The 26,455-nt window shown below is 59.7% G+C and carries 18 protein-coding genes and 1 tRNA gene; 4 read left to right on the top strand and 15 right to left on the bottom strand.

Annotated features, from left to right (window positions below; translation table 11 throughout):
* The first annotated feature begins 48 nt into the window (after window positions 1-48).
* The 3 genes from WMO17_RS06350 to pyrG all read left to right on the top strand — a co-directional run bounded on the left by WMO17_RS06350 (window position 49) and on the right by pyrG (window position 3,770).
* Window positions 49-1,368 carry a glutamine synthetase family protein gene (locus tag WMO17_RS06350; RefSeq protein WP_349137698.1) on the top strand — a complete coding sequence of 440 codons (1,320 nt, stop codon included), beginning with the start codon at window positions 49-51 and terminating at the stop codon, window positions 1,366-1,368.
* Window positions 1,369-1,409: 41 nt separating this feature from the next.
* The gene (locus tag WMO17_RS06345; RefSeq protein WP_005937320.1) at window positions 1,410-1,988 is read left to right on the top strand and encodes an ANTAR domain-containing response regulator; all 579 of its coding nucleotides are present in this window, start codon (window positions 1,410-1,412) and stop codon (window positions 1,986-1,988) included.
* 138 nt (window positions 1,989-2,126) lie between these two features.
* Window positions 2,127-3,770 carry a CTP synthase gene (gene pyrG / locus WMO17_RS06340; RefSeq protein ID WP_005937315.1) on the top strand — a complete coding sequence of 548 codons (1,644 nt, stop codon included), beginning with the start codon at window positions 2,127-2,129 and terminating at the stop codon, window positions 3,768-3,770.
* Between the two features lie 228 nt (window positions 3,771-3,998).
* Here pyrG and WMO17_RS06335 read toward each other — a convergent pair whose 3' ends face one another.
* The 14 genes from WMO17_RS06335 to WMO17_RS06270 form a co-directional block, all read right to left on the bottom strand.
* A complete protein-coding gene (locus WMO17_RS06335; protein ID WP_291014764.1) occupies window positions 3,999-5,243 on the bottom strand; it encodes a glycerate kinase type-2 family protein in 1,245 nt (414 codons plus the stop codon).
* 104 nt (window positions 5,244-5,347) lie between these two features.
* Window positions 5,348-7,468: a ribonuclease R gene (gene rnr / locus WMO17_RS06330; RefSeq protein WP_120079192.1), complete on the bottom strand. Its 2,121-nt coding sequence runs from the start codon at window positions 7,466-7,468 to the stop codon at window positions 5,348-5,350.
* Between the two features lie 166 nt (window positions 7,469-7,634).
* Complete coding sequence (secG, locus tag WMO17_RS06325; protein WP_005937305.1) at window positions 7,635-7,886, bottom strand: preprotein translocase subunit SecG; 252 nt, start codon at window positions 7,884-7,886, stop codon at window positions 7,635-7,637.
* Window positions 7,887-7,988: 102 nt separating this feature from the next.
* Window positions 7,989-9,584: a peptidoglycan D,D-transpeptidase FtsI family protein gene (locus WMO17_RS06320; RefSeq protein WP_349137697.1), complete on the bottom strand. Its 1,596-nt coding sequence runs from the start codon at window positions 9,582-9,584 to the stop codon at window positions 7,989-7,991.
* A gap of 129 nt (window positions 9,585-9,713) precedes the next feature.
* Window positions 9,714-9,947, bottom strand: coding sequence for a tyrosine-type recombinase/integrase (locus WMO17_RS06315; RefSeq protein WP_349137696.1), 234 nt, complete (start codon window positions 9,945-9,947; stop codon window positions 9,714-9,716).
* 75 nt (window positions 9,948-10,022) lie between these two features.
* A complete protein-coding gene (locus WMO17_RS06310) occupies window positions 10,023-12,179 on the bottom strand; it encodes a hypothetical protein (protein ID WP_349137695.1) in 2,157 nt (718 codons plus the stop codon).
* A gap of 91 nt (window positions 12,180-12,270) precedes the next feature.
* Window positions 12,271-14,790: a winged helix-turn-helix domain-containing protein gene (locus WMO17_RS06305; protein WP_349137694.1), complete on the bottom strand. Its 2,520-nt coding sequence runs from the start codon at window positions 14,788-14,790 to the stop codon at window positions 12,271-12,273.
* 162 nt (window positions 14,791-14,952) lie between these two features.
* The gene (gene groL, locus WMO17_RS06300) at window positions 14,953-16,587 is read right to left on the bottom strand and encodes a chaperonin GroEL (protein WP_154258854.1); all 1,635 of its coding nucleotides are present in this window, start codon (window positions 16,585-16,587) and stop codon (window positions 14,953-14,955) included.
* Between the two features lie 52 nt (window positions 16,588-16,639).
* Window positions 16,640-16,927, bottom strand: a complete 288-nt coding sequence (locus WMO17_RS06295) for a co-chaperone GroES (protein ID WP_005937287.1) — start codon at window positions 16,925-16,927, stop codon at window positions 16,640-16,642.
* 252 nt (window positions 16,928-17,179) lie between these two features.
* Window positions 17,180-18,175 (bottom strand): diacylglycerol/lipid kinase family protein, encoded by a 996-nt coding sequence (locus WMO17_RS06290; protein WP_154255447.1) that lies wholly within the window; start codon window positions 18,173-18,175, stop codon window positions 17,180-17,182.
* 187 nt (window positions 18,176-18,362) lie between these two features.
* Window positions 18,363-20,663 carry an ATP-dependent Clp protease ATP-binding subunit gene (locus tag WMO17_RS06285; protein ID WP_349137693.1) on the bottom strand — a complete coding sequence of 767 codons (2,301 nt, stop codon included), beginning with the start codon at window positions 20,661-20,663 and terminating at the stop codon, window positions 18,363-18,365.
* A gap of 140 nt (window positions 20,664-20,803) precedes the next feature.
* Window positions 20,804-21,067 carry a TIGR03905 family TSCPD domain-containing protein gene (locus tag WMO17_RS06280; RefSeq protein ID WP_005937268.1) on the bottom strand — a complete coding sequence of 88 codons (264 nt, stop codon included), beginning with the start codon at window positions 21,065-21,067 and terminating at the stop codon, window positions 20,804-20,806.
* A gap of 91 nt (window positions 21,068-21,158) precedes the next feature.
* The gene (locus tag WMO17_RS06275; RefSeq protein ID WP_349137692.1) at window positions 21,159-22,016 is read right to left on the bottom strand and encodes a PHP domain-containing protein; all 858 of its coding nucleotides are present in this window, start codon (window positions 22,014-22,016) and stop codon (window positions 21,159-21,161) included.
* Between the two features lie 64 nt (window positions 22,017-22,080).
* Entirely contained in the window at window positions 22,081-24,348 is a 2,268-nt protein-coding gene (locus WMO17_RS06270) for a hydratase (protein WP_412289996.1), read from the bottom strand.
* A gap of 283 nt (window positions 24,349-24,631) precedes the next feature.
* On the opposite strand from WMO17_RS06270, the gene WMO17_RS06265 reads away from it, so the two are divergent.
* Window positions 24,632-24,715 (top strand) — tRNA-Leu (locus tag WMO17_RS06265).
* A 50-nt stretch (window positions 24,716-24,765) separates the two neighbouring features.
* Here the strand turns inward: WMO17_RS06265 and WMO17_RS06260 are convergent.
* Entirely contained in the window at window positions 24,766-26,283 is a 1,518-nt protein-coding gene (locus WMO17_RS06260; RefSeq protein ID WP_097781858.1) for a nicotinate phosphoribosyltransferase, read from the bottom strand.
* Window positions 26,284-26,455: the final 172 nt, after the last annotated feature.

Below are 26,455 nucleotides of genomic sequence, written 5' to 3'. Positions count from 1 at the left end.
CATTCTGAGGGCAGGCCTTTAGGCGTTTTATTTGAAAGGGAAACCATCATGAGCTATTCGACCCAACAGGACATCCTTGATTTTGTGGAAGACAACAACGTCAAATTTGTGCGCTTTGCCTTCTGCGATATCTTTGGCACTCAGAAGAACATTGCCGTGCTGGCAAACGATCTGCCCAAAGCTCTGGAAGACGGTGTCTGCTTCGACGGCAGTTCCATTGCCGGCTTCATGAAGGTGGAGGAAAGCGACCTTGTGCTGCGGCCGGATCTTTCCACCGTGACCATTCTCCCCTGGCGGCCTACCGAGGGCCGGGTGATGCAGTTCTTCTGTGATGTGGAAAAGCCGGACGGCCAGCCCTTTGGCGGCAACTGCCGCGGCTTTCTGCGCAGCGTGAACCGAAAATTCAAAAAGCTGGGCATCACCTGCAATGTGGGCGCAGAGTGTGAGTTCTACCTGTTCGAGAATGATGACCGGGGCCGCCCCACCCGTATCCCCATCGACTTTGGCGGCTACTTTGACGTGGCCCCGCTGGACGCAGGCGAGAACCTCCGCCGGGACATCTGCCTGACCATGGAGCAGATGGGCATGAGCCCTCAGCACAGCCATCACGAAAGCGGCAACGGCCAGAACGAGATCGACTGCCACCACGCAGGCCCCCTCAAGACCGCCGACAACGTGATGATGTTCAAGCAGATCGTGCGCGCCATTGCCACCCGCAGCGGCATCCATGCAAGCTTCCTGCCCAAGCCCCTGCCGGATCAGGCAGGCAGCGGCCTGCACATCAACCTGTCCCTTTACATGGATGGCCGCAACCTGTTTGAGGGCGACATTGCCCCGGACAGCATTGCAGGCAGCTTTATGGCCGGCGTGCTGGCCCACAGCCGGGAGCTGACCGTGTTCACCAACCCTCTGCCCAACAGCTATCAGCGCTTTGGCTGCGATGAAGCGCCCCGCTATGTGAGCTGGAGCCGCCAGAACCGCAGCCAGCTGGTGCGCATCCCGCAGGTAAAGGGCGACAACTGCCGCATGGAGCTGCGCAGCCCGGACCCTGCCTGCAACCCCTATCTGGCCATTGGTCTGGTTCTGGCTGCCGGATTGGACGGCATCGAGAACCGCATGGTGCTCTCTGCCCCTGTGAACAAGAATCTGTTCGACCCCTCTATGGCTGAGGGCCTCAACCTTGAGACTCTGCCCGCCAGTCTGGAAGAGGCCGTGCAGGCTGCGGAGGAGAGCGAATTTTTGCGCAGAGTGCTGCCCGAGCAGCTTGCCAGCCGCTACTTTACGGAAGAACTGAAGCGCTGCGAAGCACTGAAACACGCATCCGACCCTGTTGAGTACGAGCGTACCCATTACTTCAACGCCATCTGACCCCTGCAAAAGAGAGTGTGTAGGAGAAAGGAGCGAAGGAAATGGGACGTGCACTGATCGTAAGTGCCGGTGCAAGCTCCAACGAGTATATCGCTGCACGGCTGACCGAAATGGGCTACAGCCGCCCGGTGATCATTCCCAGCGGGGCCGAAGCCCGGCGGCGCATGACGGAATCGGATTTTGAGCTGATCGTGGTCAACTCTCCCCTGCCCGATGAATTCGGGCATGAGGTGTGCATCAATGCTGTGGAAAAAACAGATGCCGGTGTCGTGTTTCTGGTCAAGGCCGCACAGGCTGAGCAGCTTTTGGGGCCTTTGAGCGAGCAGGGGGTATTGCTGCTGTCAAAGCCCTTCAGCACCGCCTTTTTTGTGCAGGCCATGCACATGGCGGCGGCAGGCAACCACCGCCTGCTGCGTGCCCGGCAGGAGAACGCCCGCTTACAGGAAAAGATCGCACAGGTGCGGCTGGTCAGCCGGGCAAAATGCTGCCTTGTGGAGCACGAGCACATGACCGAAGCCGAGGCACACCGCTACATAGAAAAACAAGCCATGGATACCCGTCGTGACCGCACAGAAATTGCACAGGAAGTCCTTGAAAATTATGAGGACATGGGTGTATAATATTGGATTGGGAAAAGTATCCTTGCTTTCACCGGCTCATTTTGGGAAAGGCTGAGAGCAAGACCGTTCACCTGAAAGAATTCACAAAGGTTTATAAGGGAAAGAATTCAGAAAAACAAAAATAGAGGAGGAAATTCTATGGCAGAGAAACAAACCAAATTCATCTTTGTCACCGGCGGTGTCGTCTCCGGCCTTGGCAAGGGCATCACAGCCGCATCGCTGGGCCGTCTGCTCAAGTGCCGCGGTCTGAAGGTGGCCAGCCAGAAGCTGGACCCCTATGTGAATGTGGATCCCGGCACCATGAGCCCGCTGCAGCACGGTGAGGTGTTCGTGACCGACGATGGCACTGAGACCGATCTGGATCTGGGCCACTATGAGCGCTTTATCGACGAGAATCTGAACAAATACTCCAACCTGACCACCGGCAAGGTGTACTGGAACGTACTGAACAAGGAACGTCAGGGTGCATATCTGGGCCAGACCGTGCAGATCATTCCCCACATCACCAACGAGATCAAGAGCTACATCTACAATCTGGCCTCTTCCACCGAGGCTGACGTGGTCATTACCGAGATCGGCGGCACGACCGGTGATATTGAAAGCCAGCCCTTCCTCGAGGCCATCCGTCAGGTGGGTCTGGAGCAGGGCCGCGACAACTGCTGCTACATCCATGTGGTGCTGGTGCCTTACATTTCCGGCTCGGACGAGTACAAATCCAAGCCTGCACAGCACTCTGTGAAAGAGCTGCAGGGCATGGGCGTGAACCCGGACATCATCATCCTGCGCGCAGACGGCAGTGTGGGCGGCGACATCCGCCGCAAGATCAGCACTTTCTGCAATGTGAAGCCGGAGTGCGTGATCGAGAACCTGACCATGCCCAGCCTGTACCAGTGCCCGCTGATGCTGCACACCGGTGGTCTGGACGAGGTCGTGGTGAAGAAACTCAAGCTGGACGTTCCTCCTGCCGACCTGACCGAGTGGAAGCAGGTGGTCAGCCGCATTGCCACCCGCAGCAAGACCTGCAGCATTGCACTGGTGGGCAAATACGTCAAGCTGCACGACGCTTACCTCTCCGTGATGGAGAGCCTGTACCACGCCGGCTTTGAGAACGACAGTCAGGTGGAGATCCGCTGGGTGGAGAGCGAGGACCTGACCGACCAGGCCGCCTGCAAGGAAGCCTTTGCAGATGTGGACGGCATCATCGTACCCGGCGGCTTTGGCGACCGCGGCATTGAGGGCATGATCCAGGCTGCACAGTATGCCCGCGAGAACCATGTTCCCTACTTTGGCATCTGCCTTGGCATGCAGATCATGGTGATGGAGTTTGCCCGGGGCGTTTTGGGCTACAAGGATGCAAATTCCAGCGAATTCACCCCGGATGGCAAGCATAATGTGATCGCCCTGATGGCCGACCAGCAGGGCAACATTCCCAAGGGCGGCACCATGCGTCTGGGTAAATACCCCTGCAAGGTGATGCCCGGCACCAAGATGGCCGAGTGCTATGGCGAGGCCGAGATCTGGGAGCGCCACCGCCACCGCTACGAGTTCAACAACGAGTTCCGTCAGGAGATGCAGGACGCCGGTCTTGTCATTTCCGGCACCAGCCCCGACGGTCGTCTGGTAGAGACTGTAGAGCTGCCCGGCCGTGACTTCCATTTGGGCGCACAGTTCCACCCGGAGTTCAAGAGCCGTCCGAACCGTGCTCACCCGCTGTTCAAGGCATTCATTGCTGCGGCACTCAAGTTCCGCGCCAGCGAGCAGCGCAGCCTGCTGCACATGTAAACCATAAAAATAAGGTGCTGTCTGTGCGGACAGCACCTTATTTTTTACCCATATAATCCCTGATCCTGCAAGGCATTATTCATAGTGTTCATTTTCCAGATCACACACCACAAACCGGTCCACGATGCGGGCCATCCCGTGGAACATCTGTTCCGTAAGTTCCTTGCGGCGCTGCAGCTCCATCCGTTCCGCTTCCGCTTTTTGCAGAGAACTCCCGGTGGCTTTGTTCTATCCTTGATTTCCGATCAGCACCACGGCCACATCGTTGACATTCGTGCCGGTCGCGCCGGTGATGATGAGCCCATCCACCGCCTTGAGGGCATGGTAGGCATCGTTGTTCTGCAGCACATCGTACACGTTCAGCTGGTTCTGCGCCAGTGCCGCGGCCGTGCTGCCGTCCACATAGCCGCCCGCAGCATCGGTTGGGCCGTCGGTGCCATCGCTGCCCACCGAAAAGACCGCTGCATCCAGCCCGGCGATCATTGGTGCTGCAGCAAGGGCCAGCTCCTGATTGCGCCCGCCCAGACCTGTTCCGGTCAGGTGGACGACCGTCTCACCGCCTGCAAGAAAGGCCAGCTTTTTGCCCTGCCCCGCGTGGGTGCGGGCTATGGAACCAAGGAAGCTGCCAGCCTCCCGCGCTTCACAGCAGAGCCTGTCGGTCAAGATCACCGGCTCATAGCCCAGCTCCCGGCAGGCGTTGGCTGCTGCGCTGCACAGCTCCCGCACGCTGCCGGTGATCTGCGTGGCAACACGGTCCAGCACCTTTGGAGTCTCCTGTGCCAGCAAAGCCTTGGCCTGTGCCGAAAGCTGCAGGTGATATTTTTCCGCAATGGCAAGGGCCTGTGCACAGGTGGAGGTATCCGGCACCGCCGGGCCGCTGGCGATCATATCCAGCGGGTCGCCCAGAATATCGCTGAGCACGATGCTGAACACCTGTGCGGGCGCACAGCTTTGTGCAAACCGCCCGCCCTTGACCCCGGACAGGCGCTTGCGAATGGTGTTCATCTCCACGATATCGGCACCGCTGGCAAGCAGCTGGCCCGTGATCTGCTGCAGCTCTGCGCCGGGGATCAGCGGCTTCTCAAACAGTGCACTGCCGCCGCCGGACAGCAGAAACAGCACCGTATCCTCTGCCGTTAAGCCCTGCACCAGTTCCAGCGCTTTCCGGGTGGCGGCAAAGCCATTCTCATCCGGCACGGGATGCCCGGCTTCGCAGCAGTCCACGCCGGGGATCGTGCCCTTCACGTGGCCGTATTTGGTCACGACCACACCGCCATCCACCCGGCCAAGAAATTTCACCGCCGCATGGGCCATCTGCCATGCTGCCTTACCGGCAGCCACCAGCAGCACCCTGCCGCCCTGCGGCCGGAAATTTTTCAGCGCGCGGCGCACCGCTTCGTCCGGCAGAACAGCGTTCAGGCTGGCACGGATGATGGCATCTGCATCTCTGCGCAGTGTTTCGTTTTTCAGCATGTCGTTCTCCCCTTTTCCATCGCTTCTTGTCCGCGGACAAAAAACACCTGTACAGTCTCTTCCCATGCAGGAAAACGCCGTACAGGTGTTCTGATCTTTTTTGCTTACTTTGTGCTTGCCGGAGCAACCTCAAAGTCGATCTTGCCCAGGTTCACATCCGCACGCACAATGGTGATCATCATGGTGTCGCCCAGGCTCCAGTTCTTGCCGGAGACGGGGTCGGACAGGCGGATGCCCTCGGTGAGCATGGTGCCGGAGGGGGTCAGGCTGGAAGCAGGCACAAAGCCCTCCACGCCGTTGTCCAGCTCAATGAACAGGCCGCGCTGGGTCACGCCGGAAATGCGGCCCTCGTAGCACTCGCCCAGATGGCGGCGGGCATACTCGGCCTTGTAGCAGTCCTCAGCCTTGCGCTCGATCTGCATTGCAATGATCTCGCGCTCACTGGACTGCTTGCTTGCCTTCTCGGCAAAGTCGCTGTAGCGCAGCACCATGGTATCCTTATCCATACCCTTGAGCTGGGCGGTCATGATGCGATGGATGGCCAGATCCGGATAGCGGCGGATGGGGCTGGTGAAGTGAGCGTAGTCCTTCAGCACCAGACCGTAGTGGCCCTTGGGTTTTTCCTCATACACAGCCTTGGACATGCAGCGCAGCATACCGGTATTGATGATCTGCTCATACGGGCCGCCGCGCACACCTTCCAGAATGGCGCTCAGCTCCTTGGGGGTGGGCACATCCTTGGCAAAGTGATCGTTGATGCCGCAGGCCTGCAGCAGAGTGTGCAGACGCTCCAGCTTTTCAGCATTGGGTTCCTCGTGCACACGGTACACGAAGGGGATCTGCTTCACGCGGGCAAAGTGGGCAGCGCACTGGTTGGCCAGCAGCATAAACTCTTCGATCATAGCTTCGCTCTCGCCGGAGGTGCGCTTTTTCACGTCGATGCAGTGGCCGTCCTCGTCGAGGATCAGCTTCACCTCGCCGCTCTCGATATCCATGCAGCCGCGCTCCTTGCGCAGGCGGGCACGGTGGCCGTACAGCTCCTTCATGGCGGGCAGCTGGCTGAGCACTTCATGGTACTTGCCCTTCAGCTCGTCGTCAGCACTGCCGGCCAGCAAGGCGTTGATCTCGGAGTAAACGCCCTTGACGCGGCTGCGGATGACCGACTTGACAAAGCGGTAATCGATCAGGTTGCCATCCTTATCCAGATGCATCAGGCAGGAGAAGGCCAGACGCAGCACGCCCTCATTCAGGCTGCAGATGCCGTTGGAAAGCTGCTTGGGCAGCATGGGCACCACCTGATCGGCATAGTAGACGCTGGTTGCGCGGTTAAACGCTTCGTTGTCCAGTTCGCTGCCGGGCTTGACATAGTTGGAAACATCTGCAATGTGGACACCCAGCTCAAAACCGCCCTCCGGGGTCTTGGTCAGGCTGATGGCATCATCGATGTCCTTGGTCTCAGCACTGTCAATGGTGAAGATGGGCAGGGCACGCAGATCCATGCGGCCCTCGGTGTCCTTTTCAGAGACCTCAGCGTTCTCCAGCTTCTTGGCTTCCTCACGAACCTTATCCGGGAAGCGGCTGCGGATATCCTGCGCATAGAGCAGGGCCTTTGCGCAGCGCTTTGCTTCGTCCGAGCTGCCAAACCGCATGGCAACGCCCACGCGGTGATCTTCCTGCCGATTGCCGCGCTGCAGGATCTCCACGGCCACCTTGTCGCCGTCCTTTGCACCGCCCTCGCAGTCACGCATCAACTGCATGGAGATGGCCGGGCAGTCATCCGGCACGAACTTCAGGCGGCCCTCAATGCGGCGGGCAGTGCCCACCAGATCGTTCTTTTCTTCCAGAATGGCCAGGATCTCGCCTTCATCGCTGCCCTCCACACGGGGGTGCTCAAACTTTTCCACAAGCACCATGTCGCCGGGCATGGCACCGCGGGTAAAACGGCCCGGGATAAAGATATCGCTGGTGCCGTCCTCCAGCATGACAAAGGCAAAATTCTTGCCCAGTTTTACCACCTTGCACAGCAGAGCCTTGTCTGCACGGCCGGAGCGCACCGTAAAGAACACGCCCTGACGCTGGCAGATGACCGCCTCGTGCACCAGCTGATCCACAGCCTCCATCACCTTGCGGTCCGAGCCGCGGTCCCCGCCGAATTTGGATTTGAGGTCTTTGACGGTGCACGGCTGATTCTGGATCGCGTGCTCAATTTTATCGCGCATTGCCATAATATTTTTTCTCCTTGCTCTTCCATGGCCGCAGCCTCCAACGTGCCGCAGCGCTGCCAATCGTGGGCCAGCTGCCCCACCCTGCCCAGCGGTCAGACTGCCGCCGACATCCTATCATAACACAGAAAAACAGCCCCGTCCTTTACACGGGGCTGCACGAACCTTGTCAACCTGCCAGACGGCCTGCAAACAGACATGCCAGAATGGCAACCACAAAGAAAACAATGCCTGCAATGCGGGTGGTCTTGGCCAGCATCTGATCAGCCGGGGTCAAACGGGCATTGTTTGCGCCGCCCATACTGCCGTTGATGGCACCGGAAAGGCCCTGACCGTGGGTGTGCTGCATGAGAGTGAGGAAAACGATGACGAGCGAAGCGATCAGCAAGATCACACCGCCAACAATTTCGATAACAGACATGGATTGAAACGCTCCTTTATTTTAATTCAACAAAAACTACGCAGAAATACAAATATATAGTAGCATAACAAGCGCAAAAAAGCAAGCAGAAACCGTGCATTTTTATGCCAGAAGGTCCAGCATTGCGCACAGCCGGGCAAAGATGGCGGCGCTGGAATGTTCCGTGCTCACCTGCCCGTCCTGCAGCACCACAATGGTGTAGCGCGGCTGCTGCGCCGGGTAAAACCCTGCGAACCACAAGTTTTTGCGTTCCGTGCCATCCGGTGTGAACTGCCCGGTCTGCGCGGTACCGGTCTTGCCGCCAGCCCCTTCTTCCAGCCAGGCAGCATCCTGTGCGGTGCCCTCTTCCACCACCTGCTGCAGCATTTTACGCAGGAGCGCTGCATTTTCCGTACTCATCACCCGCCTTGACTGCGGATGTGCAAGCGTTTCCAGCGGCGTACCGTCAGTTTCATCCACCGAGCCACACACGAAGAAAGGCGTGCGGTACACCCCGCCGGAAGCAATGGTGTTCATCATGGCGGCGATCTGTACCGGTGATGCCAGCAGACCGCCCTGCCCAAAGCTGAAATTTGCCAGCTGGCCGCTTTGGGCAAGCTCCCCGGCAGACGGCAGCTTTCCGGCATCGGCGTGCAGCGCACCTGCCACCGGCACCTCCTGCCCGAAGCCAAGCTGCCGGGACATCTGCAAAAGCGTCTCTGCCCCCAGCTGCTGCCCCAGCCGGATAAAATAGCCGTTGCAGCTTTTTTCCAGAGCCGCAGTCAGGTCCACCGTTCCGTGCGGAACACCGCCTGCGCAGCGGAAGATCTGTCCATCCACCACCACCGCACCGGTGCATTCGTACTCCGGCAGGATGCCCTGCTCCAGCGCTGCCGCAGCCAGCACCGGCTTGAACACTGAACCCACAGCATAGCTTTCCAGTGCGCGGTTCAGGAACGGACTGTCCGGTGCATCCAGACTTGCGGCAAGGTCATCCGGGTCATAGCCCGGTACGCTGACGCTGGCGCGAACCGCAGCAGTGGCCGTGTCCAGAACCAGAATGCAGCCGCTGGTCATGGTGTCTGCGGCCACCGCTTCGGCGGCACGCTGCACCGGGCGGGAGATCGTCAGCTGCACGCCCACCGCACTGCTGTCCTGCCGGGTGAGCTGCGGTGTTTTCCCGGCCCGCAGTCGTCCTTGTGCTGTGACCGCGCACACCAGCGTGTCATGCTCCTTTGTCCCGGCCAGCTGGCTGTCCAGCGCCTTTTCCAGCCCGGCAGTGCCGCGGCCTTCTGCATCCAGATAGCCGATCAGATGCTGGCACAGCGGAACTTCTGCGCAGCGCCGTGCCGTTGCAAAGCAGCGTATGCCGCGCCCGGAAAGGTCGCGGTCCACTTCCAGCAGAAACGGTGCGGAGCGGTTGCGGTTCCGGTACAAAAGTGCCTGCCCGGCACTGTCCGTAAATGCATACAGGCGTGTGTAGTTGTTTTCGCCCGGGAAGCAGAGGGCAAGATACCGCGTTTCCAGCCCGGTGAGAAGCAGGCCGCTGTGATCGTAAAAGCTGCCCCGCCGGGCAGGCAGCGAGAGCCGGACCGTGCTCTGCGCTTCGGCCCGGGCAGCATAGGTATGGTTCTCTGCCAGAAAATACAGGCGGCACAAAACTACCGCAAACCCCAGCAGAACAGCTGCATACAACGCCAATACCCGTTTGCCGGACATCTGCTCACCCCTTTTTGATAGAGTGGGCTGCATCTGTGGTTTCTATACAAAAAGAGACGGAGTCTCCGAAGAGATCCCGTCTCCATAAGGTACTTATTGAGTAAGCAATTCCGCTTCATACGTCGAAAATCACAGGTTGCCGGCGATCTGTTCAAAGGCTCTTTCAACCGATTCAAAGCTGCTGTGCGTGTAGACATCCAGCGTCACACTGGCATTGGAGTTCCTCATCAGGTATTGCAGGCTTTTTACATCCAGCCCGGCCTGCTGGACATTGGTGCAGAAGGTGTGTCGCAGCACATGAGATGTAATGCGCGGAACAGGTTTGCCGTACGCCTTCTCAAACTTTCCCTGCACGCCACGCATAAACAAACAGCGGCCCCGCAGACCTTTTTCAAAGTCTGCGGGGCCTTGTGCTGTGGGGCTATTTTACCTGCACGGTCATGGTTCGGTCACTGCCCGGTAGCCGCGGATGACGCGCCACTTGGCAACGCCCTTGTCCGGCTTAAAGCTGCCGTCGGCGCGGGCTTTCAGGTAGCCCTGCTCGATGGCCCACTGGGCGGCTTGGGCCAGCTCCGGGTCGGCTACGTCCGCAAAGGCGGGCAGAGTGGCCGGGGCCGGGCGGCCTGCGGTGTTCCAGAGGAGCATTGCCAGCTCGGCGCGGGTATGGGGCACGGCCACTCCTGCAGGCAGGAGCTGGTCAAGGATGAGCTCCGTGCCCACCTGATAGGCCACGACGCCCGCCACGCCCACGACTGCGACGCCCGCCAGAAGGGTGCCGAAGCCGTCTCCGCCGTCTGGGCTGCCCTCGCCGCTCTCGGCGGTGCGCCAATGGCCATAGAAGGTCACGTCCCGGTCGAGGTTGCCCACATGGTTCGCGCCCGGGCCCATGTAGTAGGGGCTATCCTCCAAGCGGGTGCCGTCTTCGAGGAACCAGCCCTCAAAGAGGCGGGCTTCCTCCTCGCTGCCGGTGATTGCACCGGGGAACTGCATTCCTCCATTCACCGGTTCGTCCCCCGGATGGACGACCCAGTAGACCTTAAAGTCCGTGGGGGCCTGCTCCGGCTGGGCGATCTTCGCCTTCTTGCTCTCGTTCATTTTGCCTTCCACCAGATCAAGGCCGTCCCTCAGGGTCAGCTCGTCCAGTTCGAGGGCATAATACTCCTGTTCCTCCGATGCATCCGTTTCTGCCGTGATGACGGTGCCTGCGCCGGAAGCCTTCAACTCGTCTGCCACGATGGCCGAGCCGCCGACTTTCACGTTCAGCGTGCTGTTTGCCACGGTGAGCTTGCCGCACCGAATGCCATATTGGAAGAAGTTGCCCTCCGCGTTCGTGCCTGCAATGGTCACAGTGCTGTTTTGGATGGTGATGTCCTCGTCAGAGCGGCCTGCCCGGATCGCGTCATCACCAACATCCTCATTGATATTGCCCGTAAGGGTGAGGGTTGCGTTATCCAGCGTCAGCGGGCCTTCCGTAAGGATTCCATCGGCGTTGGAAAGGGTGGCTGTGCCGGTAATGGTCAGCTCTTCCGCCAATTGGGAATCGATGCAGCAGTAACCGCCCGCGGCCCCATCCAGCGTGAGATCGGCATCGTTCAGGGTCAGCGTGTTGGTCGTCGGGTCAAACTTCACAGACCCGCCATCCTCCAGCACGTCGTTCTGGTTGCTCTTTGTGACCTGCGTGCCTGCTACCAAAAGGGCGTAGGTTTCGCTTTCCTGCTGGTCCGGGTCCACATCCGTCAGTTCCAGATAGTCTTGGTTCTGTCCTATGGCAGCCGTAAAGTTCTCATAATTTTCCTTCACGTTGATTTCCGTATACGCTCCATTCTCGTCGGTGCGATACCAGAACCTGCTTACGTTTCCGATGCTCAGTCTCCCCTGGACGATGTTATTGCCGTCGCCGTTTTCCGCCACAATCATAAGCAGATGGCCGCCGTTGTATGTCAGAAGACAATCCTTCCCGATGTACCGATCCGCATGGATCTCCAGCTCGCTGCCCGGGTTCACGGTAGTGGAATTGGCGATGCCGTAGGTTGCTCCCTGGAACTGTGCTCCTGTGATGTTCACGGTGCCATCGATCTGGACGTTTCCTCCGCCGATGCCCGTATGAAAATCTTTCAGCGTGATTTCGGTCCCGGCTGTAATCGTTGTTCCTGTGTCTCCGCCCAAAATTCCTATCGGCTTAGTAACCGAATATTTCCCCAGATCGGCATAGGTGAGATCGTATTCTCCCCCGGCGATCTCTTTTGCTTTCTCAATGCCGTTGCCTTTCGTCCTGCCCGTCACCTTGCCATTTGCCACCAGCCTCAGATTTTTTTCGCCAAGGGCTTCGACCAGCGAGATCGTCCCCGTATCCGCAGGCCCAACTGTGGTCAGCGTCACGTCTCCGTCAAAGGTCAAAACGCCCTGGTTATAGGATACCTCACCCTGAATGCAGTTCACATTCACACTATTGACCCGGCCGACATGATCCGGATACACAAACACCTTTGTCACCCTGCAAGCTACACCGTCCGCCAGTGCCAGCGGGGCCGCAAGGTTCAGCGCGAGGGCTGCGGAAAGCACCCCGGCGAGGAATTTCTTCCATCTTCGCTTCATTGCAAAAGCCTCCTTTTTTCTACCAATTTTATTGCAGGAAAAAAGCTCCACGGTTCACTTTTAGGATACCGTGGAGCTTTGGTTTTTGCTATTAACCCGGGGTTAGTTTTTGGTTAATTCCGGGGGCGTTTTTCTGGTACCACTCGGCCAAGCGGGCGCGGCGGGTGCGGGGGTCGCCGCCCATATCCAGCTTTGCGTACAGCTGGTTGATGTACTGCTTCACCGTGCCCTCGGAGAGGTAGAGGGCGGCGGCGATCTCCTTGTTGGTGCACCGCCCGGCCACCAGACGGGCCAGCTCCCGGTCGCGGTCGGTCAGGGGCAGCTCCGGCGCGGGGGCGGGCAGGCCCAGCCGGGCGGCAAAGGCCCGGCCTGCGGGCAGGATGCGGGCCACGAAGGGCCCCAGACGCGGCTCGCAGGCGGCCCAGTCCTCCCCTTCCAGCAGGGGGGCCAGAGCGGGATACTGCTCCACAAAGAGCACCCAGAAATCGTCCTGCACAGCGTCCAGCAAAGCCGCTGCCAGCGCGGCCCGGGCCTCGGCCCGCTGGCCAAAGCGCAGCTGCGCCGCCGCCAGCTGGATGCGGGCCTGCAGGCCCACCAGACCGTAGTGCATGGCCTCGCACCGGCGCAGCAGGCCCTCGCTGTGGGCGATCACCTTCACGTACTCCCCCTGCGCCAGCCAGACCTGCTGCTCGATGAGGGACATCATGGGGCGGCAGGGCCCAAAGAAACTCACCTCGCCCAGCTTGTGCTCCCGGAACAGCTCCGGGGCCTGCTCCGGCCTGCCCTGCAAAGCGTAGAAATAAGCGGCGATGCTCTCCAGCAGATGCACCTGCACCCCGTCGTGCTTTTGCAGCAGGGCGGCGCGCTTGGCGGCAAAATCGTACCCCTCTTTTCCCTTGCCGCACAGGGCCAGCCGCAGGGCCAAAAAGTCGCAGCAGAGGGTCATGTTTTCCTGCCCGGCGGCGTCGGCCCGGGCCCGCTCCAGCAGCACAGCGGCTTTCTCCCACGCCCCCTGCAGGTAGGCGGCCTCCGCGTCCATCAAAAGCTCGGCCCCCCGGCCGTGGCCGTTGGTGATTTTATAGTAATGGGGCATACACTCGTACATTTCGGCCAGTTCTTTGCCCAGCTCTCCGGGGGCGCGGTAGTACATCATCAGCACCGAGGGGGAGCCGAAGGTCCAGCTGCCGCTGTTGCGCAGGGTGACGGCGGGGCGGCTCATCTGGCGGCTGGCGCTGCGGTGGAGGCAGCTCATCTGGGTGATGTCGTTGTAGAACAAGAAGCTCTGGATGAGGTCGCACTCCCCCAGCAGGTTGCCCCGCTCGGCGGCGGGCCACTCGGGGTGTTGGGCCACGGCGGCTTCCAGCAGGGCTTTCAGCTCCATCATTTTGGGGATCTGCTGCCAGGTGAACATCCGGCGCATCAGCACCAGAATGGCCAGCGGGTGGCGCTGCAGCGCTTCCACCGGGCAGCGGTCCAGCCGCTGCAGCAGCTCGGCGGGGCTGAGGGAGGCAAGCAGATCCCCTGCGTCCGCCTCGATGACGGCAAGGGCTGCGTCGCGGTCGCCGCAGTGCTCAAAGGCCTGCAAAGCGTGGAGGTACTGGGCTTTTTGGGCATACCAGCGGCCATACCGCTGCCAGACCTCCGTTTGCCGGGCGGCGGGCAGCTGGGCAAAGAGCCGCTCGGCGCACTCTTTCATCATGTGGTGGAAGCGGAAGCTCACCCCGTCCGGCAGGCGGGTGACAAAGGCGTTTTGCTGGGTGAGAGCCCGCAGCACCTCCTCCGCGTCGGGCAGGGCGGTGACAGCCCGGGCCATCTCCACCGTGAACTCATCGGCCAGCCCCATCACAGCGAGGAAGCCCCGGGTCTTCTCGGGCAGGGACTCCAGCATGGCGGCGGTGAACATGGCGTAGATGTCCGGCCCCGGCTGCAGCAGGCTCCCCCGCTCGGCCAGGGCATGGAGGTTCAGGTAGACGGCGGAGAACCACCCCTCGCAGGAGCGCAGCAGGCTCTCGGCCTGGGCGGCGGTGATCTCCACGCCGCAGCGGTGGGTGTAGGCCAGCAGCTCCTCCCGGTTCAGGCGAAGGCCGTCGGCCTCGATGCGGTGGAGCCGCCGCCCCAGCCGCACCACCTGCTCCCCGGGCAGAAAGCGGTTGCGGCTGGCCACGATAAGGTGGACGTTCTCGGGCAGGCGGTAGGCCAGCCGACACAAAAACTGCGCCACCCGCTCGTCCCCCAGCAGGTGGAAATCGTCCAGAAAAAGATAGTAGGGCGTTTTGCCGCCCAGCGCGGCACACAGGTCCTCTAGCAGCAAAGCCGCGCCGCTGGCGTCAGCGGGGCAGTCGTAGCCCTCCAGCACCGTCAGCCCGGCGGCGGCAAAGGCCTTCTGCACGCTTTTCCAGAAGATGGAGCGGTTATCCGAGTAGATGCTGGCTTGCAGCACCACGGCCCCCGCCTTGGCCTGCTCTGCCAAGAACCAGCGCACCGCCGTCGTTTTACCGTAGCCCATGGGGGCCACCACCGCCGTGAGCGCACAGGACGCTATGGGCCGCAGCGTCTCCCGCATTCGGTCCGAGATGTAGATGATGTTCAGGTTCTGCCTGTTTCTGGCCATGCGCGTTCCCCTTTTCCTTATGCTAAGGCTATTGTAGCACATTTGCGGCGAAGAGAAAAGTGCGGCAGGGGTGCAAAAAAGCAGGCAGAGCCTTCGCCTTTGCGAAAAGTTCTGCCTGCGTTCTTTTTATAAATTGGGATTCTTGGGAGCGGCGGTTTTGGCTTAGTACATGCCGCCCATGTCACCGCCTGCAGCAGCGGGTGCAGCAGGGGGTTCCGGCAGATCAGCGACCAGGCTTTCGGTGGTCAGCACCATCTCAGCGACGGAGGCTGCGTTCTCCAGAGCGGAACGGGTGACCTTGGTGGGGTCAACGATGCCAGCAGCGATCATATCGTCCACAAAGACCTCGTTCTGAGCATCAAAGCCGTAGTTGGGCTTGTTGGCAGAGATGATCTTGTCGATGATGACACTGCCTTCCAGACCGGCATTCTTAGCGATCTGGCGCAGAGGAGCTTCCAGAGCCTTCAGAACGATCTTGGCACCGGTGCGCTCGTCGCCTTCCAGCGTGTCGCACAGCTCGCGCACAGCGGGGATCGCATTGATAGGAGCAGTGCCGCCGCCGGCAACAACGCCTTCCTGAACAGCAGCCTTGGTTGCGTTCAGAGCATCCTCGATGCGCAGCTTCTTGTCCTTCATCTCAACTTCGGTAGCAGCGCCGACCTTGATGACGGCCACGCCGCCAGCCAGCTTTGCCAGACGCTCCTGCAGCTTTTCACGGTCGAAATCGCTGGTAGCGGCCTCGATCTGGCTGCGGATCTGAGCGATGCGGGCTGCGATGGCATCCTTATCGCCTGCGCCGCCAACGATGGTGGTGTTCTCCTTGGAGACCTTCACCTGACGGGCATGGCCCAGCATCTGGACGGTAGCATCCTTCAGCTCATAGCCCAGATCGGAGGAGATCACGGTGCCGCCGGTCAGGGTTGCGATATCCTGCAGCATTTCCTTGCGGCGGTCGCCAAAGCCGGGAGCCTTGACAGCGCAGACGTTCAGGGTGCCGCGCAGGCGGTTGACGATCAGAGTGGACAGAGCCTCGCCCTCGATATCCTCAGCCACGATCAGCAGCTTCATACCATTCTGCATGACCTGCTCCAGCAGGGGAACCAGATCCTGAATCACGCTGATCTTCTTATCGGTGATCAGGATAGCGGCGTTGTCCAAATCAGCCACCATCTTGTCAGTATCGGTGACCATATACGGGGTGAGGTAGCCGCGGTCGAACTGCATGCCTTCCACGATCTCGTTGTAGGTCTCAGCGGTAGTCTTATTCTCCTCAATGGTGATAACGCCATCGGAGGTGACCTTCTCCATAGCCTCGGCGATCAGACGGCCGATCTCGGGGTCGCCTGCAGAAATAGTGCCGACGCGGGCGATATCGTTGCTGTCCTTCACCTTCTGGCTGTGAGCCTTGATGGTCTCAACAGCCTTGGCAACAGCCTTGCTCATGCCGCGGCGGATATCCATGGGGTTTGCACCGGCGGTGACATTCTTCATGCCCTCGGTGACCATGGCCTGTGCCAGAACGGTTGCGGTGGTGGTGCCATCGCCTGCTGCGTCGTTGGTCTTGGTAGCGACTTCACGCACCAGCTGTGCGCCCATGTTCTCGAACTCGTCCTTCAGCTCGATCTCCTTTGCAATGGTCACGCCATCGTTGGTGATGACCGGTGCACCGAACTTTTTGCCCAGCACCACATTGCGGCCCTTGGGGCCCAGGGTGATCTTAACGGTGTTTGCCAGGGTATCGATACCGGCACACAGTGCCTTGCGGGCATCCTCGCCCTGCTTGATCTGCTTAGCCATAATCAAATCGCTCCTTTAAAGCTCAATTTTCAAATATCAGAGGGGAAACTGCTCAGTCCTCAACGACTGCCAGGATATCGCCCTGACGGACGATGGTGCACTCTTCGCCGTCCACCTTGACCTCGGTACCGGAGTACTTGCTGGTGAGGACCTTGTCGCCGACCTTCACAGTCATCTTGACTTCCTTGCCGTCCACAACGCCGCCGGGGCCGACAGCGATGACCTCAGCCACCTGGGGCTTTTCCTTAGCACTGCCGGTCAGGATCAGACCGCCCTTGGTGGTCTCCTCAACCTCAACAGCCTTAATGACAACACGGTCTGCAAGAGGAATGATCTTCATAGTTCTTGCCCTCCTATAGTAAAAATATAATTTAAAACTTTGCTGTGTCCAAAGGGCCTCGTGTCGGCTCTTCAGCTCTTTAGCACTCCATTTCTCTGAGTGCTAAGTGTATTGTACTCATCTTGACCCAAAAAATCAAGACCTTTTTTGCTTCTTTTTGTTAAGAATTTATGACAGATGAAAAAATCAGCCGTACAGCGAAAAAGAGACAGCTTTCTCTTGGGCAAAAAAGCTGTCTCTTCTTCTGGTTTTTCATGTTCGGTCTGCACTCTGTGCCGTCCTCTGCGCTGCAAAGCGCTCAAAAGCAGGCTTTGGCAGAAGGATGCGCCCTGCCAGCGGCTGTACCTGTACAGTGATCTGCTCCTTGGGTGCGCATTCGCCGTCTGCCGTGGCAACGATTGGCCCGCGGCCATCCGCAGCGCGCAGGCTCACCTGCTTTGCGCGGCGGTAAATGAAATACGGCTCTGCAGCCCTGACGAGCTGACCGTTCTGGAAGTGCTTGCCGCTCTTATACATTCCCAGCAGCTTTGCAATGGTCACGCGGCTCACCTTGCGGATGATATATACATCCAGCCAGCCATCGTCGGGCTGTGCTTCCGGCGCTGCACAGAAGCCGCCGCCATAGGTGCGGCCATTGCAGATGGCACACATCAGGCAGTCCACATCCAGCGTTTCACCATCGATGGTGTACTCCACCCTGCGGCCGATGTGTCCGCACAGCTGTTCCACAATGGAAAGCACATAGGCCATCTCGCCGCCGCACAGCGGGATGCGCCGGAACTTCGGGATGCCGTAGGCAACCTGCGCATCCAGACCGGCAGCGCAGATGGTGGCCGAAAGGCCAAGGCTGGTCTGCATCAGATCGATGCTCACCGACCCACCGGCCAGCTGGGCATCCAGATCCAGAAACTCTTCCTTTGTACCAAAGGTGCGCAGAAAATCGTTGCCGCTGCCAAAGGGCAGACAGCCCACGGCTGCATTTGCATAGCCATAGATCCCGGTGAGCGCTTCGTTGAAGGTACCGTCGCCGCCGGCAGTGAAGACCCGCAGTTCTTCCCCGCTCTGCCGGGCCTGCTGCGCAGCGGCATTGGCCAGCTCCCGGGCATGACCGGCGTGATTTGTGACCTGAATGGTATATTCTTCCGGCGCAAGCCCTGCACGCGCGGCGGCAGCATTGATCTGCTGCGGCAGCGTACGGGTGCAATCGGCCTTACCGGCAGTTGGGTTCAAAAGAAATAATGTGCGCATGGACTTCCTCCTGCAATTCTGTTGCTTCTATGATAACAGAAAACCAAAAGGATGCAAGAGCCAATCTCACAATGTCCCTGCCCCGTACGCACAAAAAAGGAGCGGATGGCTCCGCTCCCCCCTGCAGACAAAAAAATACCGCCCCGGGTCTTGTAACTCAGGGCGGTCCTTTTGAACTTCAGATGTTTTACAGTGTTGCGGTTTCGTCCTCCCGCAGGACGATAGCACCATCCGCCGAGCAGTCCGCTGTCCAGTGCTGGCCCACGCAGGCCGTGCCGGATGCGATCTGATCCGCAAGTGCCTGCTCCACTGCCCTGTCCACTGCGCGGCGCAGTTCTCTGGCCCCGTAGGCAGAGCGGGCCTTTGCTGCCAGCGCCTGCCCTACCCGCGGTGTGTGATGCAGCTGGTAGCCGCTGCGGGCGGCACGCTGCTCCAGCTGGCACAGCATTTTTTCGGCAATGGCGCACAGGCTGTCGTCGGCCAGCGGACGGAATACGATCATCTCGTCCAGACGGCCTGCCAGCTCCGGCCGGAACCACTTTTTTGCCTCCTCAATGGCCTGCGCAGACTGCTTTTCAAACACGGCTTCGCTGCCCGCTGCAAAGCCCAGCGGCGTGCTCTGACCCGCCAAAAAACGTGCGCCGAGGTTTGAGGTGAGCAGTACGATGGTGTTGCGGAAATCCGCCTTGCGGCCCATGGCATCGGTCAGCTGGCCATCTTCCAGTATCTGCAAAAGGATGTTCTGAATGTCCGGGTGTGCCTTTTCGATCTCGTCAAACAGCACCACACTGTAAGGGCGGCGGCGCACTGCTTCGGTCAGCTGTCCGCCCTCGTCATGGCCCAGATAGCCCGGCGGCGCACCCAGCAGCCGGGCAGCGGTGTGCTGCTCCTGATACTCCGACATATCAAATTTGAGCAGGGCCTTTTCGCTGCCGAACCAGCTGACCGCCAGCGCCCGGGCAAGAGCCGTTTTGCCCACTCCCGTGGGGCCAAGAAACAACATGGCACCCATGGGCCGGCCCGGCTCGCCAAGACCGGTGCGGCTGCGCCGGATGGCACCTGCCACCGCAGCCACAGCCCGGCTCTGGCCCACGATCTCGGCGTTGAGACGTTCTTCCAGCTTGTCCAGTCGTTCCCGCTCCTGCTCACCTACCCGCTCCACTGGCACACCGCTGGCCTGCGCCACCACATGGGCGATATCGTCCGGCATCAGCGTGGGCTTTGACTGCTTTGCCTGCTCGGCCCGGATGCGTGCCGCCGCACAGGCTTCGTCCACAAGGTCGATGGCCTTATCCGGCAGAAAGCGCCCCGGCAGATACCGCACCGAAAGCTCCACCGCAGCCTGCAGCGCTTCCGGCGGAAGGCAGACATTGTGGTAGTGCTCATAGCGCGGCGCAAGCCCGTTGAGGATATCCAGCGCCTGCGCAGGCGTAGGCTCCTCTACCTGCACCTTGCCGAAACGGCGTTCCAGTGCGGCATCCTTCTGGATGTGGGTGCGGAACTCTTCGGTAGTGGTAGCGCCGATAATTTGTATCTCACCCCGGGCCAGCACCGGTTTTAAGATGCTGGCAGCATCGATGGCACCCTCCGCTGCACCGGCACCCACGATGGTGTGGAACTCGTCTACGAACAGGATGGAGCTGCCGTCCCGCACCAGCTCTTCCAGCAGGTTCTTGAACCGCTCCTCAAAGTCACCGCGGTATTTGGTGCCCGCCACAAGGCTGGCCATATCCAGTGCCAGCAGACGGCGGCCCTTGAGCGCACGGGGCACACGATCCGTGGCAATGCGCTGGGCCAGTCCTTCGGCAAGGGCGGTCTTGCCCACGCCCGGCTCCCCCACAAGACAGGGGTTGTTCTTCTGACGGCGGCATAAGATCTCCACCATGCGGTCCAGCTCTGCTTCCCGGCAGAACACCGGGTCCAGTTCCCGTTCCGCAGCACGGCGGGTCAGATCCCGGCAGTACTTATCACTGGCGCGGCTGCCGCGCGGCGCACTGACCGTGGTCCGCATCTGATACGGCAGTACGAACTGCCCGGACAGCTGGCGGCACTCCCGCACGGCATCTGTGAGCTGCACGCCCATGGATGCCAGCAGGATGCCTGCTGTGCAGCCGTCATCCTCCAGCATGGCGCAGAGCAGATGTTCCGGCTCGGCCCGGTTCAGGTGCGCGTTCTGTGCCCCGATGATGGCGTAATCCATGGTGCGCTTGAGGTCCGGCGCAAGAGCGTAGCGATCCAGATGCAAAGCCGGTGCGCGGCGGCTCTCGGCCAGCTGACGGCGCACCTCTGGTTCCCGGATCTGCTTGCCCTCCAGAAACCGTGCTGCCGCCCCGTGATCCTGCTGCAGGATCGCCAGCAGCAGGTGGCCGGTATCGGCTTTTTCGCAGCCAAGGTTCCCGGCAAGCTCCACCGCACTGCGCAGCAGCTGATCCGACTCGTGCGAAAAGCCCTTGTACCCGCCAAAGCCAAGTTTTTCCCAAATACTCATTTGCCCGCTCCTTGCTGATGAAATTCGTTTTCACAAGAAGTATAGCCCCGAAGCACAGAAAAAAAACATCTCTTTCTGTCGGGATGGGAAAACAAAAAGGAGATACCCGCAGGCATCTCCCCCTTCGCTGTTTGATTTTTTCAGTCCATTTCGGCCAGAGCCTTTTTCAGGTTCTTGGCGATCTGATCCGGGCAGCTGGTATTGCGGAAACCGCAGAGCGTGCCCTCCATGCGGTCGATCACATCTTCGGCCTTCATGCCCTTGACCAGACGGCAGATGCCCTTCAGGTTGCCGTTGCAGCCGCCAATGACCTCCATGGACGCAATGGTGTGGTCATCGTTCAGCACAAAGTTGGTCTGCTTGGAACAGGTGCCGCTGTTCGGAAAGCTGAATTCCTTGCTCATAGTTCAAAATCCTCTCTTTTTGACAGAAATCCCGACGAAGATCGTCTGCTTCTATTATAGAGCAGCGTGCCGGAATGTCAATGTGACCGGGTCACACATCAATACCGCGGCGCTTGTGGGCCAGCTCCAGAATGCGGGCCACCTGATCGTCTGCCGTGGTACAGGTACCCACCGGGTGCGGCACCTTATGGTTTGCACCGTGGAAGTCCGTACCGCCGGTATGAATCAGCCCATACTGCTCACACAGAGCAGCACACTCGGCCCTGTCCTCCGGGCTGTTGCGGGGGTGCTCCACCTCAATGCCGTCGATGACGCCCTCTTTGGCAAGCTGACGCACCAGCGGCATGCTCTTGTAAACGGTCGGGTGTGCAAATACCAGCACCGCACCGGCAGCTTTCGCCGTGGCGATCACTTCCTGCACCGAGGGATATTTTACCTGATGCAGCACCACGCCGCGCGGCTCCCAGCCAAAGAGATAACTGTACAGCTTGCCGTACACAGCATCGCACAGCCCCAGCTGGTGCAGCGCTTCCATAATGCCGCTTTTGAACAGCACACCGCTGTCCTTTGCGTATTCCAGCGCCTGTTCCGTGCGGAACTGCGGGTACAGCGCTTCGATCTCCTTTGCGCTTTGCAGGCCGCACTCGTTGCGGCGCTGTCGCAGAATGTCGCAGTGCTCCTTCAGTTCCCGGCTTTCCGGATCCGGGAAGTAGCACAGCAGGTGCACGCGATGCTTATGCTCATGGTCATAGCCGGTCAGCTCAGTGGCCGGAAGCAGGCGCACGCCGTCCTGCACAGGGTGCTCATAGCAGTAGTTTACGCTGAGCAGGGTGTCGTGGTCAGAAATGGCCATGGTGTCCAGCCCCGCACGCGCCGCCATGAGCGGCAGGCGGTGGATGGGCACAGAGCCATCGGAACAGGTGGAATGGTTGTGAAGATCGCCGGGCATGGAAAATGAACCTCCCAAAAAAGCCAGAGAAAGGCTTCCCCCAAAGAGGAAGCCTTCTATCATATCAGTGCTTATAGAAATTGATCAGGCAGCCGTCGGCCAGGATCTTGCGCTCGTCGGCGGTCAGCGGAGCCATGTACAGGCTGAACTCTTTTGCGGTGTCGCCCAGCACATAGGCCTTGATGTTCTGCAGGTCGCCCTTGAGGGCCTCGCGGACGTTGGGGATGAACACATAATCGCCCAGACCGAAGGGCGTTGCGCCCACCAGCTGCAGCGGCAGCATGCCCCAGTTGATGAGGTTGGAGCGGTAGCGCTTGGTGGCGTACTCGGTAACGATGTTGGCACCGGCCCCCAGCACACGCTGGCAGCTGGCCGCCTGCTCACGGGCAGAACCATCGCCGGGCTTGACGGCAAAGATGGTGGATGCGATCTGCACATCGTTCCAAGTCAGGTTTTCGCAACCGGGCACCTTGTGCAGCTGGGCCAGCACCTCGGCGCTGCCCTCGCCTGCACGGCGGGCCTTTTCTTCGGCCTGCACGGCCTTGGCACGGCCCACATACTCCGGGTCCTTGCGGCTGAGGGTGAACTCGGCCAAGCCCAGAGGATTGGAACGGTAAGACGAAGTCTCACCGGAGGGGATCAGCTCATCGGTGGTGGTGACAGGGTCGGTGATGTAAGATGCCACCTTCAGCAGCAGGTTATCGCCCAGCGGTGCAATTTCGGGCCAGTCCTTGATGTTGGGGCCAAGCTTGAGCAGGGCATCGTAATCGCCCTTGCCAAAGCCCTGATACACGCGGGTATCGTAGCTGGAAGGATCGTACTGATACTCCGGCACGGTGGGATCATAGTCGATATCGGTAGCCGGGGTCAGAATGCCGCCGTTGGCCGTGGTGGCCGCAATGCTGCGGGCATCCATCAGTGCCACACCGGAAAGCTGGCCGTTGCCGGGCTTGGAGCCTTCGCGGCTGGGGAAGTTGCGGGTGGTATGGCGGATAGACAGCGCGCCGTTGGCGGGCACGTCGCCTGCGCCGAAGCAGGGGCCGCAGAACGCAGTGCGGACGGTGGCACCGCTGGCCATCAGGTCGTGGATGACTCCGGTGCGCACCAGTTCCATCATGATGGGCTGGCTGCCGGGATACACGCTCAGGGCGTAGTCACCGCAGCCGCCGGTGTGGCCCTTGAGGATGGAGGCAGCTTCATAAATGCTGTCGTACAGACCGCCTGCGCAGCCTGCGATTACGCCCTGATCCACACGCAGTTTACCGTTCTCGATCTTGCTGCACAGGTCAAGGCTGACATCCTTACGGCCGATCAGCTTCTGCACATCCTGCTCGCAGGCATGGAGAATATCCTCAAGGTTTGCGTTCAGCTCTTCAATGGTAAATGCATTGGAGGGATGCATGGGCAGTGCGATCATGGGGCGGATGGCAGAAAGGTCTACCTCTACCACACCGTCGTAATAAGCAAGGTCGGCCGGAGCCAGCTTCTTATAGTCGGCGGCACGGCCATGCACCGCAAGGAATTTCTGCGTCGTTTCGTCGGTTTCCCAGATGGAGGACAGGCAGGTGGTCTCGGTGGTCATGGCATCGATGGCGTTGCGGGTATCCTGACGCAGAGACGCAACGCCGGGGCCGACAAACTCCATCACCTTGTTTTTGACATAGCCGCTCTTGAACAGCTTGCCCACCAGCGCAATGGCCACATCGTGCGGGCCGCAGCCTGCAGGCAGAGAGCCGGTGAGATAAATTGCAACAACACCCGGACGGGCCACATCGTAGGTGCGGCCCAGCAGCTGCTTTGCCAGCTCGCCGCCGCCCTCACCAATGGCCATGGTGCCCAGAGCACCGTAGCGGGTGTGGGAGTCCGAGCCAAGGATCATCTTGCCGCAGCCCGCAAACTTTTCGCGCATGTACTGGTGGATGACCGCCAGATGCGGGGGCACAAAAATGCCGCCGTATTTTTTTGCGGCGGACAGGCCGAAGCGGTGGTCGTCCTCATTGATGGTGCCGCCCACGGCGCAAAGGCTGTTGTGGCAGTTGGTGAGCACATACGGAATGGGGAATTTCTCCAGACCGGACGCACGGGCCGTCTGGATGATGCCCACAAAGGTGATGTCATGGCTGGCCATGGCATCGAACTTGATCTTCAGGTTTTCGGCATCGCCGCTGGTGTTGTGGGCCTGCAGAATGCTGTAGGCCATGGTGCCGGTCTTTGCGTTCTCGATGGCTGCGGCGTCAAAGCCCTTTGCTGCCAGTGCGGCGCTTGCTTCGCCGTCTGCAGGCACCCATTCACCGCGGGCATAGTATGCGCCGCCGGTGCTGCACTTGATCATATCCAACATCTCGATTCGCCTCTCTTTTTGTATTTCCCGCCCGCCCTATCTTGCGGGCACTGCCCCAGCAGAGCGGTACGCTGCCCGCTCTGCCCTCTTCTGCCGCGCTGCCAAAGCACGCGGCTACGGCCCGGAAAACCGTATCTGAAGGTTATTATACCATGAAACTACGGAAAGAAAAAGCACTTTTTACAAATGAATCGTGAATGGAGGATGAAGAGACGGGCTCCGTGCTTTTTCTTGACAAAGAAGCCATTCTATTGTATTATTATTAGCGTTGTATGCCGCTGTGGTGAAATTGGCAGACACGAGGGACTTAAAATCCCTTTCTGGAGACAGAGTACGGGTTCGACCCCCGTCGGCGGCATAAAAAGACCCCCCAAGCTTACGCTTGAGGGGCTTTTTATTTTGCTTATTTTACACCTTGCCGCCGTGCAGCTCTGCATACATCTTGGAACGGCACTCGGCCACAGCCGGGGTCATGTTCACATAGTGCTTATGCGGGCACTCCAGACGCAGTTCGCTCTCCCAGGTCTCCTCGGTGAGCTGCTTTGCAATGTAGGCCTTCTTCTCTGCGATCGAAGGCAGCTCAATGGCCAACTGACCATTCAGCACATGCGGCACCAGCAGCTTTTTGACCTTGGTGGGGGTAATGGTGACGGTGCGCTCGATGGCATCGGAGTCCAGATTGACCATCGTGACGGGCTTGCCCGCCTCGATGACTTCATCATCCATGGCGATCAGGTCACACTGGGCCTGACCATTTTCATCGTAGAGGCGCCACGGCATCTTCTTGCCCGGAATGATGGCCTTGCTGGCGGAATCCGAGCACTTCATCTTGGGAGTGTAGCTGCCATCCGGCTGCTTGACCGCCACCAGCTTGTACACACCGCCGAACACGGGGTCGGAAGCAGAGGTAATCAGGTTTTCGCCCACGCCGTAGGAGTCAAAATGAGCGTGCTCATACAGCTCCATGTTGGCGATCTTCTTTTCGTCCAGACCATTGGAAGCCACCAGCTTGATGTAAGGCTTACCGGCCGCATCCAGTGCCTTGCGCAGGCGCTTGGAGCCGCGGGCCAGGTCGCCGGAGTCGATACGGGCGCTCTTGACGCGGCGGTTCGGGTCGTTGGGGTATTTTTCGATGAGGTAATCGTCCAGTTTAATGAGGTTGGGCAGACCGCTCTCCATGATATTATAGGTGTCCAGCAGCAGACTGACCGAATCCGGGTAGGTATCGGCAAAGGCCTTGAAGGCATCAAACTCCGTGGGGAAGAACTCGATGAAGCTGTGCGCTACGGTGCCCACAGCCTTGACCTCCGCGCCGAACTTCATCTCGGCCAAACAGTTGGCAGTGCCCACGCAGCCGCCCAGAACAGCAGCATATGCACCATCGTTGCCAGCGCTTTCGCCCTGCGCACGGCGGGTGCCGAATTCCATCACGCTGCGGGGCGTGTGGGTGTTCAGGCCGGTGACGCGGGTAGCCTTGGTGGCGATCAGACTGTGGAAGTTCATGGTCTGCAGCAGGTAGGTCTCGATCAGAATTGCGCCCACGAGGTCGCACTCGATGCGCACCATCTGCACATGCGGGTATGCCACCGTGCCCTCGGGCAGAGCGTACATGTCGCCCTTCCACTGATAGGTGCGCAGATACTCGCAGAATTCCTCACTCATGCCCTTGGTGCGCAGCCACCAGATATCCTGTGCATTGAAATGATAATTCAGCAGAAAACGGGTCAGCTTGCGCTGGCCGGCGCTGATGGAGTAACCCTGATTATCCGGGTTCTTGCGGAAGAACATATCAAACACCAGCGTGGTGTCCTTGAATCCGTGCAGGAACAGGCAGTTTGCCATTGTAAATTCATAAAAATCCACGACCATTGCGGGGTTGTCGTAGTCCTCATCTGGAATATAAGGCACAACCTTGATTTCGTCCATGAATAGTATCCTCTCTTCTTTACACCCGGCAAAGGCTCCTTGCTGTCCCCTGCCGTTCTGACCTGTGGGAAGGTTTGCGCGCCTGCCTGTCTTGACAGTGCGTTTCTATCATGATATCACCAAACGCAGAGCGGTGCAAGCATTTTTGGAAAATCCCGGTCAATTTCCGGTA

This window comes from Faecalibacterium faecis, from assembly GCF_040096475.1.
Lineage (GTDB): Bacteria > Bacillota > Clostridia > Oscillospirales > Ruminococcaceae > Faecalibacterium > Faecalibacterium taiwanense.
This window is presented reverse-complemented; position numbering and strand designations above follow the sequence as displayed.

Coding starts and splice junctions, on each gene's coding strand:
- WMO17_RS06345 (WP_005937320.1), top strand. CDS start 1,410: ATGGGACGTGCACTGATCGTAAGTGCCGGTGCAAGCTCCAACGAGTAT.
- pyrG (WP_005937315.1), top strand. CDS start 2,127: ATGGCAGAGAAACAAACCAAATTCATCTTTGTCACCGGCGGTGTCGTC.
- rnr (WP_120079192.1), bottom strand. CDS start 7,468: ATGGCAATGCGCGATAAAATTGAGCACGCGATCCAGAATCAGCCGTGC.
- WMO17_RS06280 (WP_005937268.1), bottom strand. CDS start 21,067: ATGAGCAAGGAATTCAGCTTTCCGAACAGCGGCACCTGTTCCAAGCAG.
- secG (WP_005937305.1), bottom strand. CDS start 7,886: ATGTCTGTTATCGAAATTGTTGGCGGTGTGATCTTGCTGATCGCTTCG.
- WMO17_RS06310 (WP_349137695.1), bottom strand. CDS start 12,179: ATGAAGCGAAGATGGAAGAAATTCCTCGCCGGGGTGCTTTCCGCAGCC.
- WMO17_RS06290 (WP_154255447.1), bottom strand. CDS start 18,175: ATGCGCACATTATTTCTTTTGAACCCAACTGCCGGTAAGGCCGATTGC.
- WMO17_RS06270 (WP_412289996.1), bottom strand. CDS start 24,348: ATGATCAAGTGCAGCACCGGCGGCGCATACTATGCCCGCGGTGAATGG.
- WMO17_RS06350 (WP_349137698.1), top strand. CDS start 49: ATGAGCTATTCGACCCAACAGGACATCCTTGATTTTGTGGAAGACAAC.
- WMO17_RS06305 (WP_349137694.1), bottom strand. CDS start 14,790: ATGGCCAGAAACAGGCAGAACCTGAACATCATCTACATCTCGGACCGA.
- WMO17_RS06335 (WP_291014764.1), bottom strand. CDS start 5,243: ATGCTGAAAAACGAAACACTGCGCAGAGATGCAGATGCCATCATCCGT.
- WMO17_RS06315 (WP_349137696.1), bottom strand. CDS start 9,947: ATGCGTGGCGTGCAGGGAAAGTTTGAGAAGGCGTACGGCAAACCTGTT.
- groL (WP_154258854.1), bottom strand. CDS start 16,587: ATGGCTAAGCAGATCAAGCAGGGCGAGGATGCCCGCAAGGCACTGTGT.
- WMO17_RS06285 (WP_349137693.1), bottom strand. CDS start 20,663: ATGAGTATTTGGGAAAAACTTGGCTTTGGCGGGTACAAGGGCTTTTCG.
- WMO17_RS06260 (WP_097781858.1), bottom strand. CDS start 26,283: ATGGACGAAATCAAGGTTGTGCCTTATATTCCAGATGAGGACTACGAC.
- WMO17_RS06320 (WP_349137697.1), bottom strand. CDS start 9,584: ATGTCCGGCAAACGGGTATTGGCGTTGTATGCAGCTGTTCTGCTGGGG.
- WMO17_RS06295 (WP_005937287.1), bottom strand. CDS start 16,927: ATGAAGATCATTCCTCTTGCAGACCGTGTTGTCATTAAGGCTGTTGAG.
- WMO17_RS06275 (WP_349137692.1), bottom strand. CDS start 22,016: ATGCCCGGCGATCTTCACAACCATTCCACCTGTTCCGATGGCTCTGTG.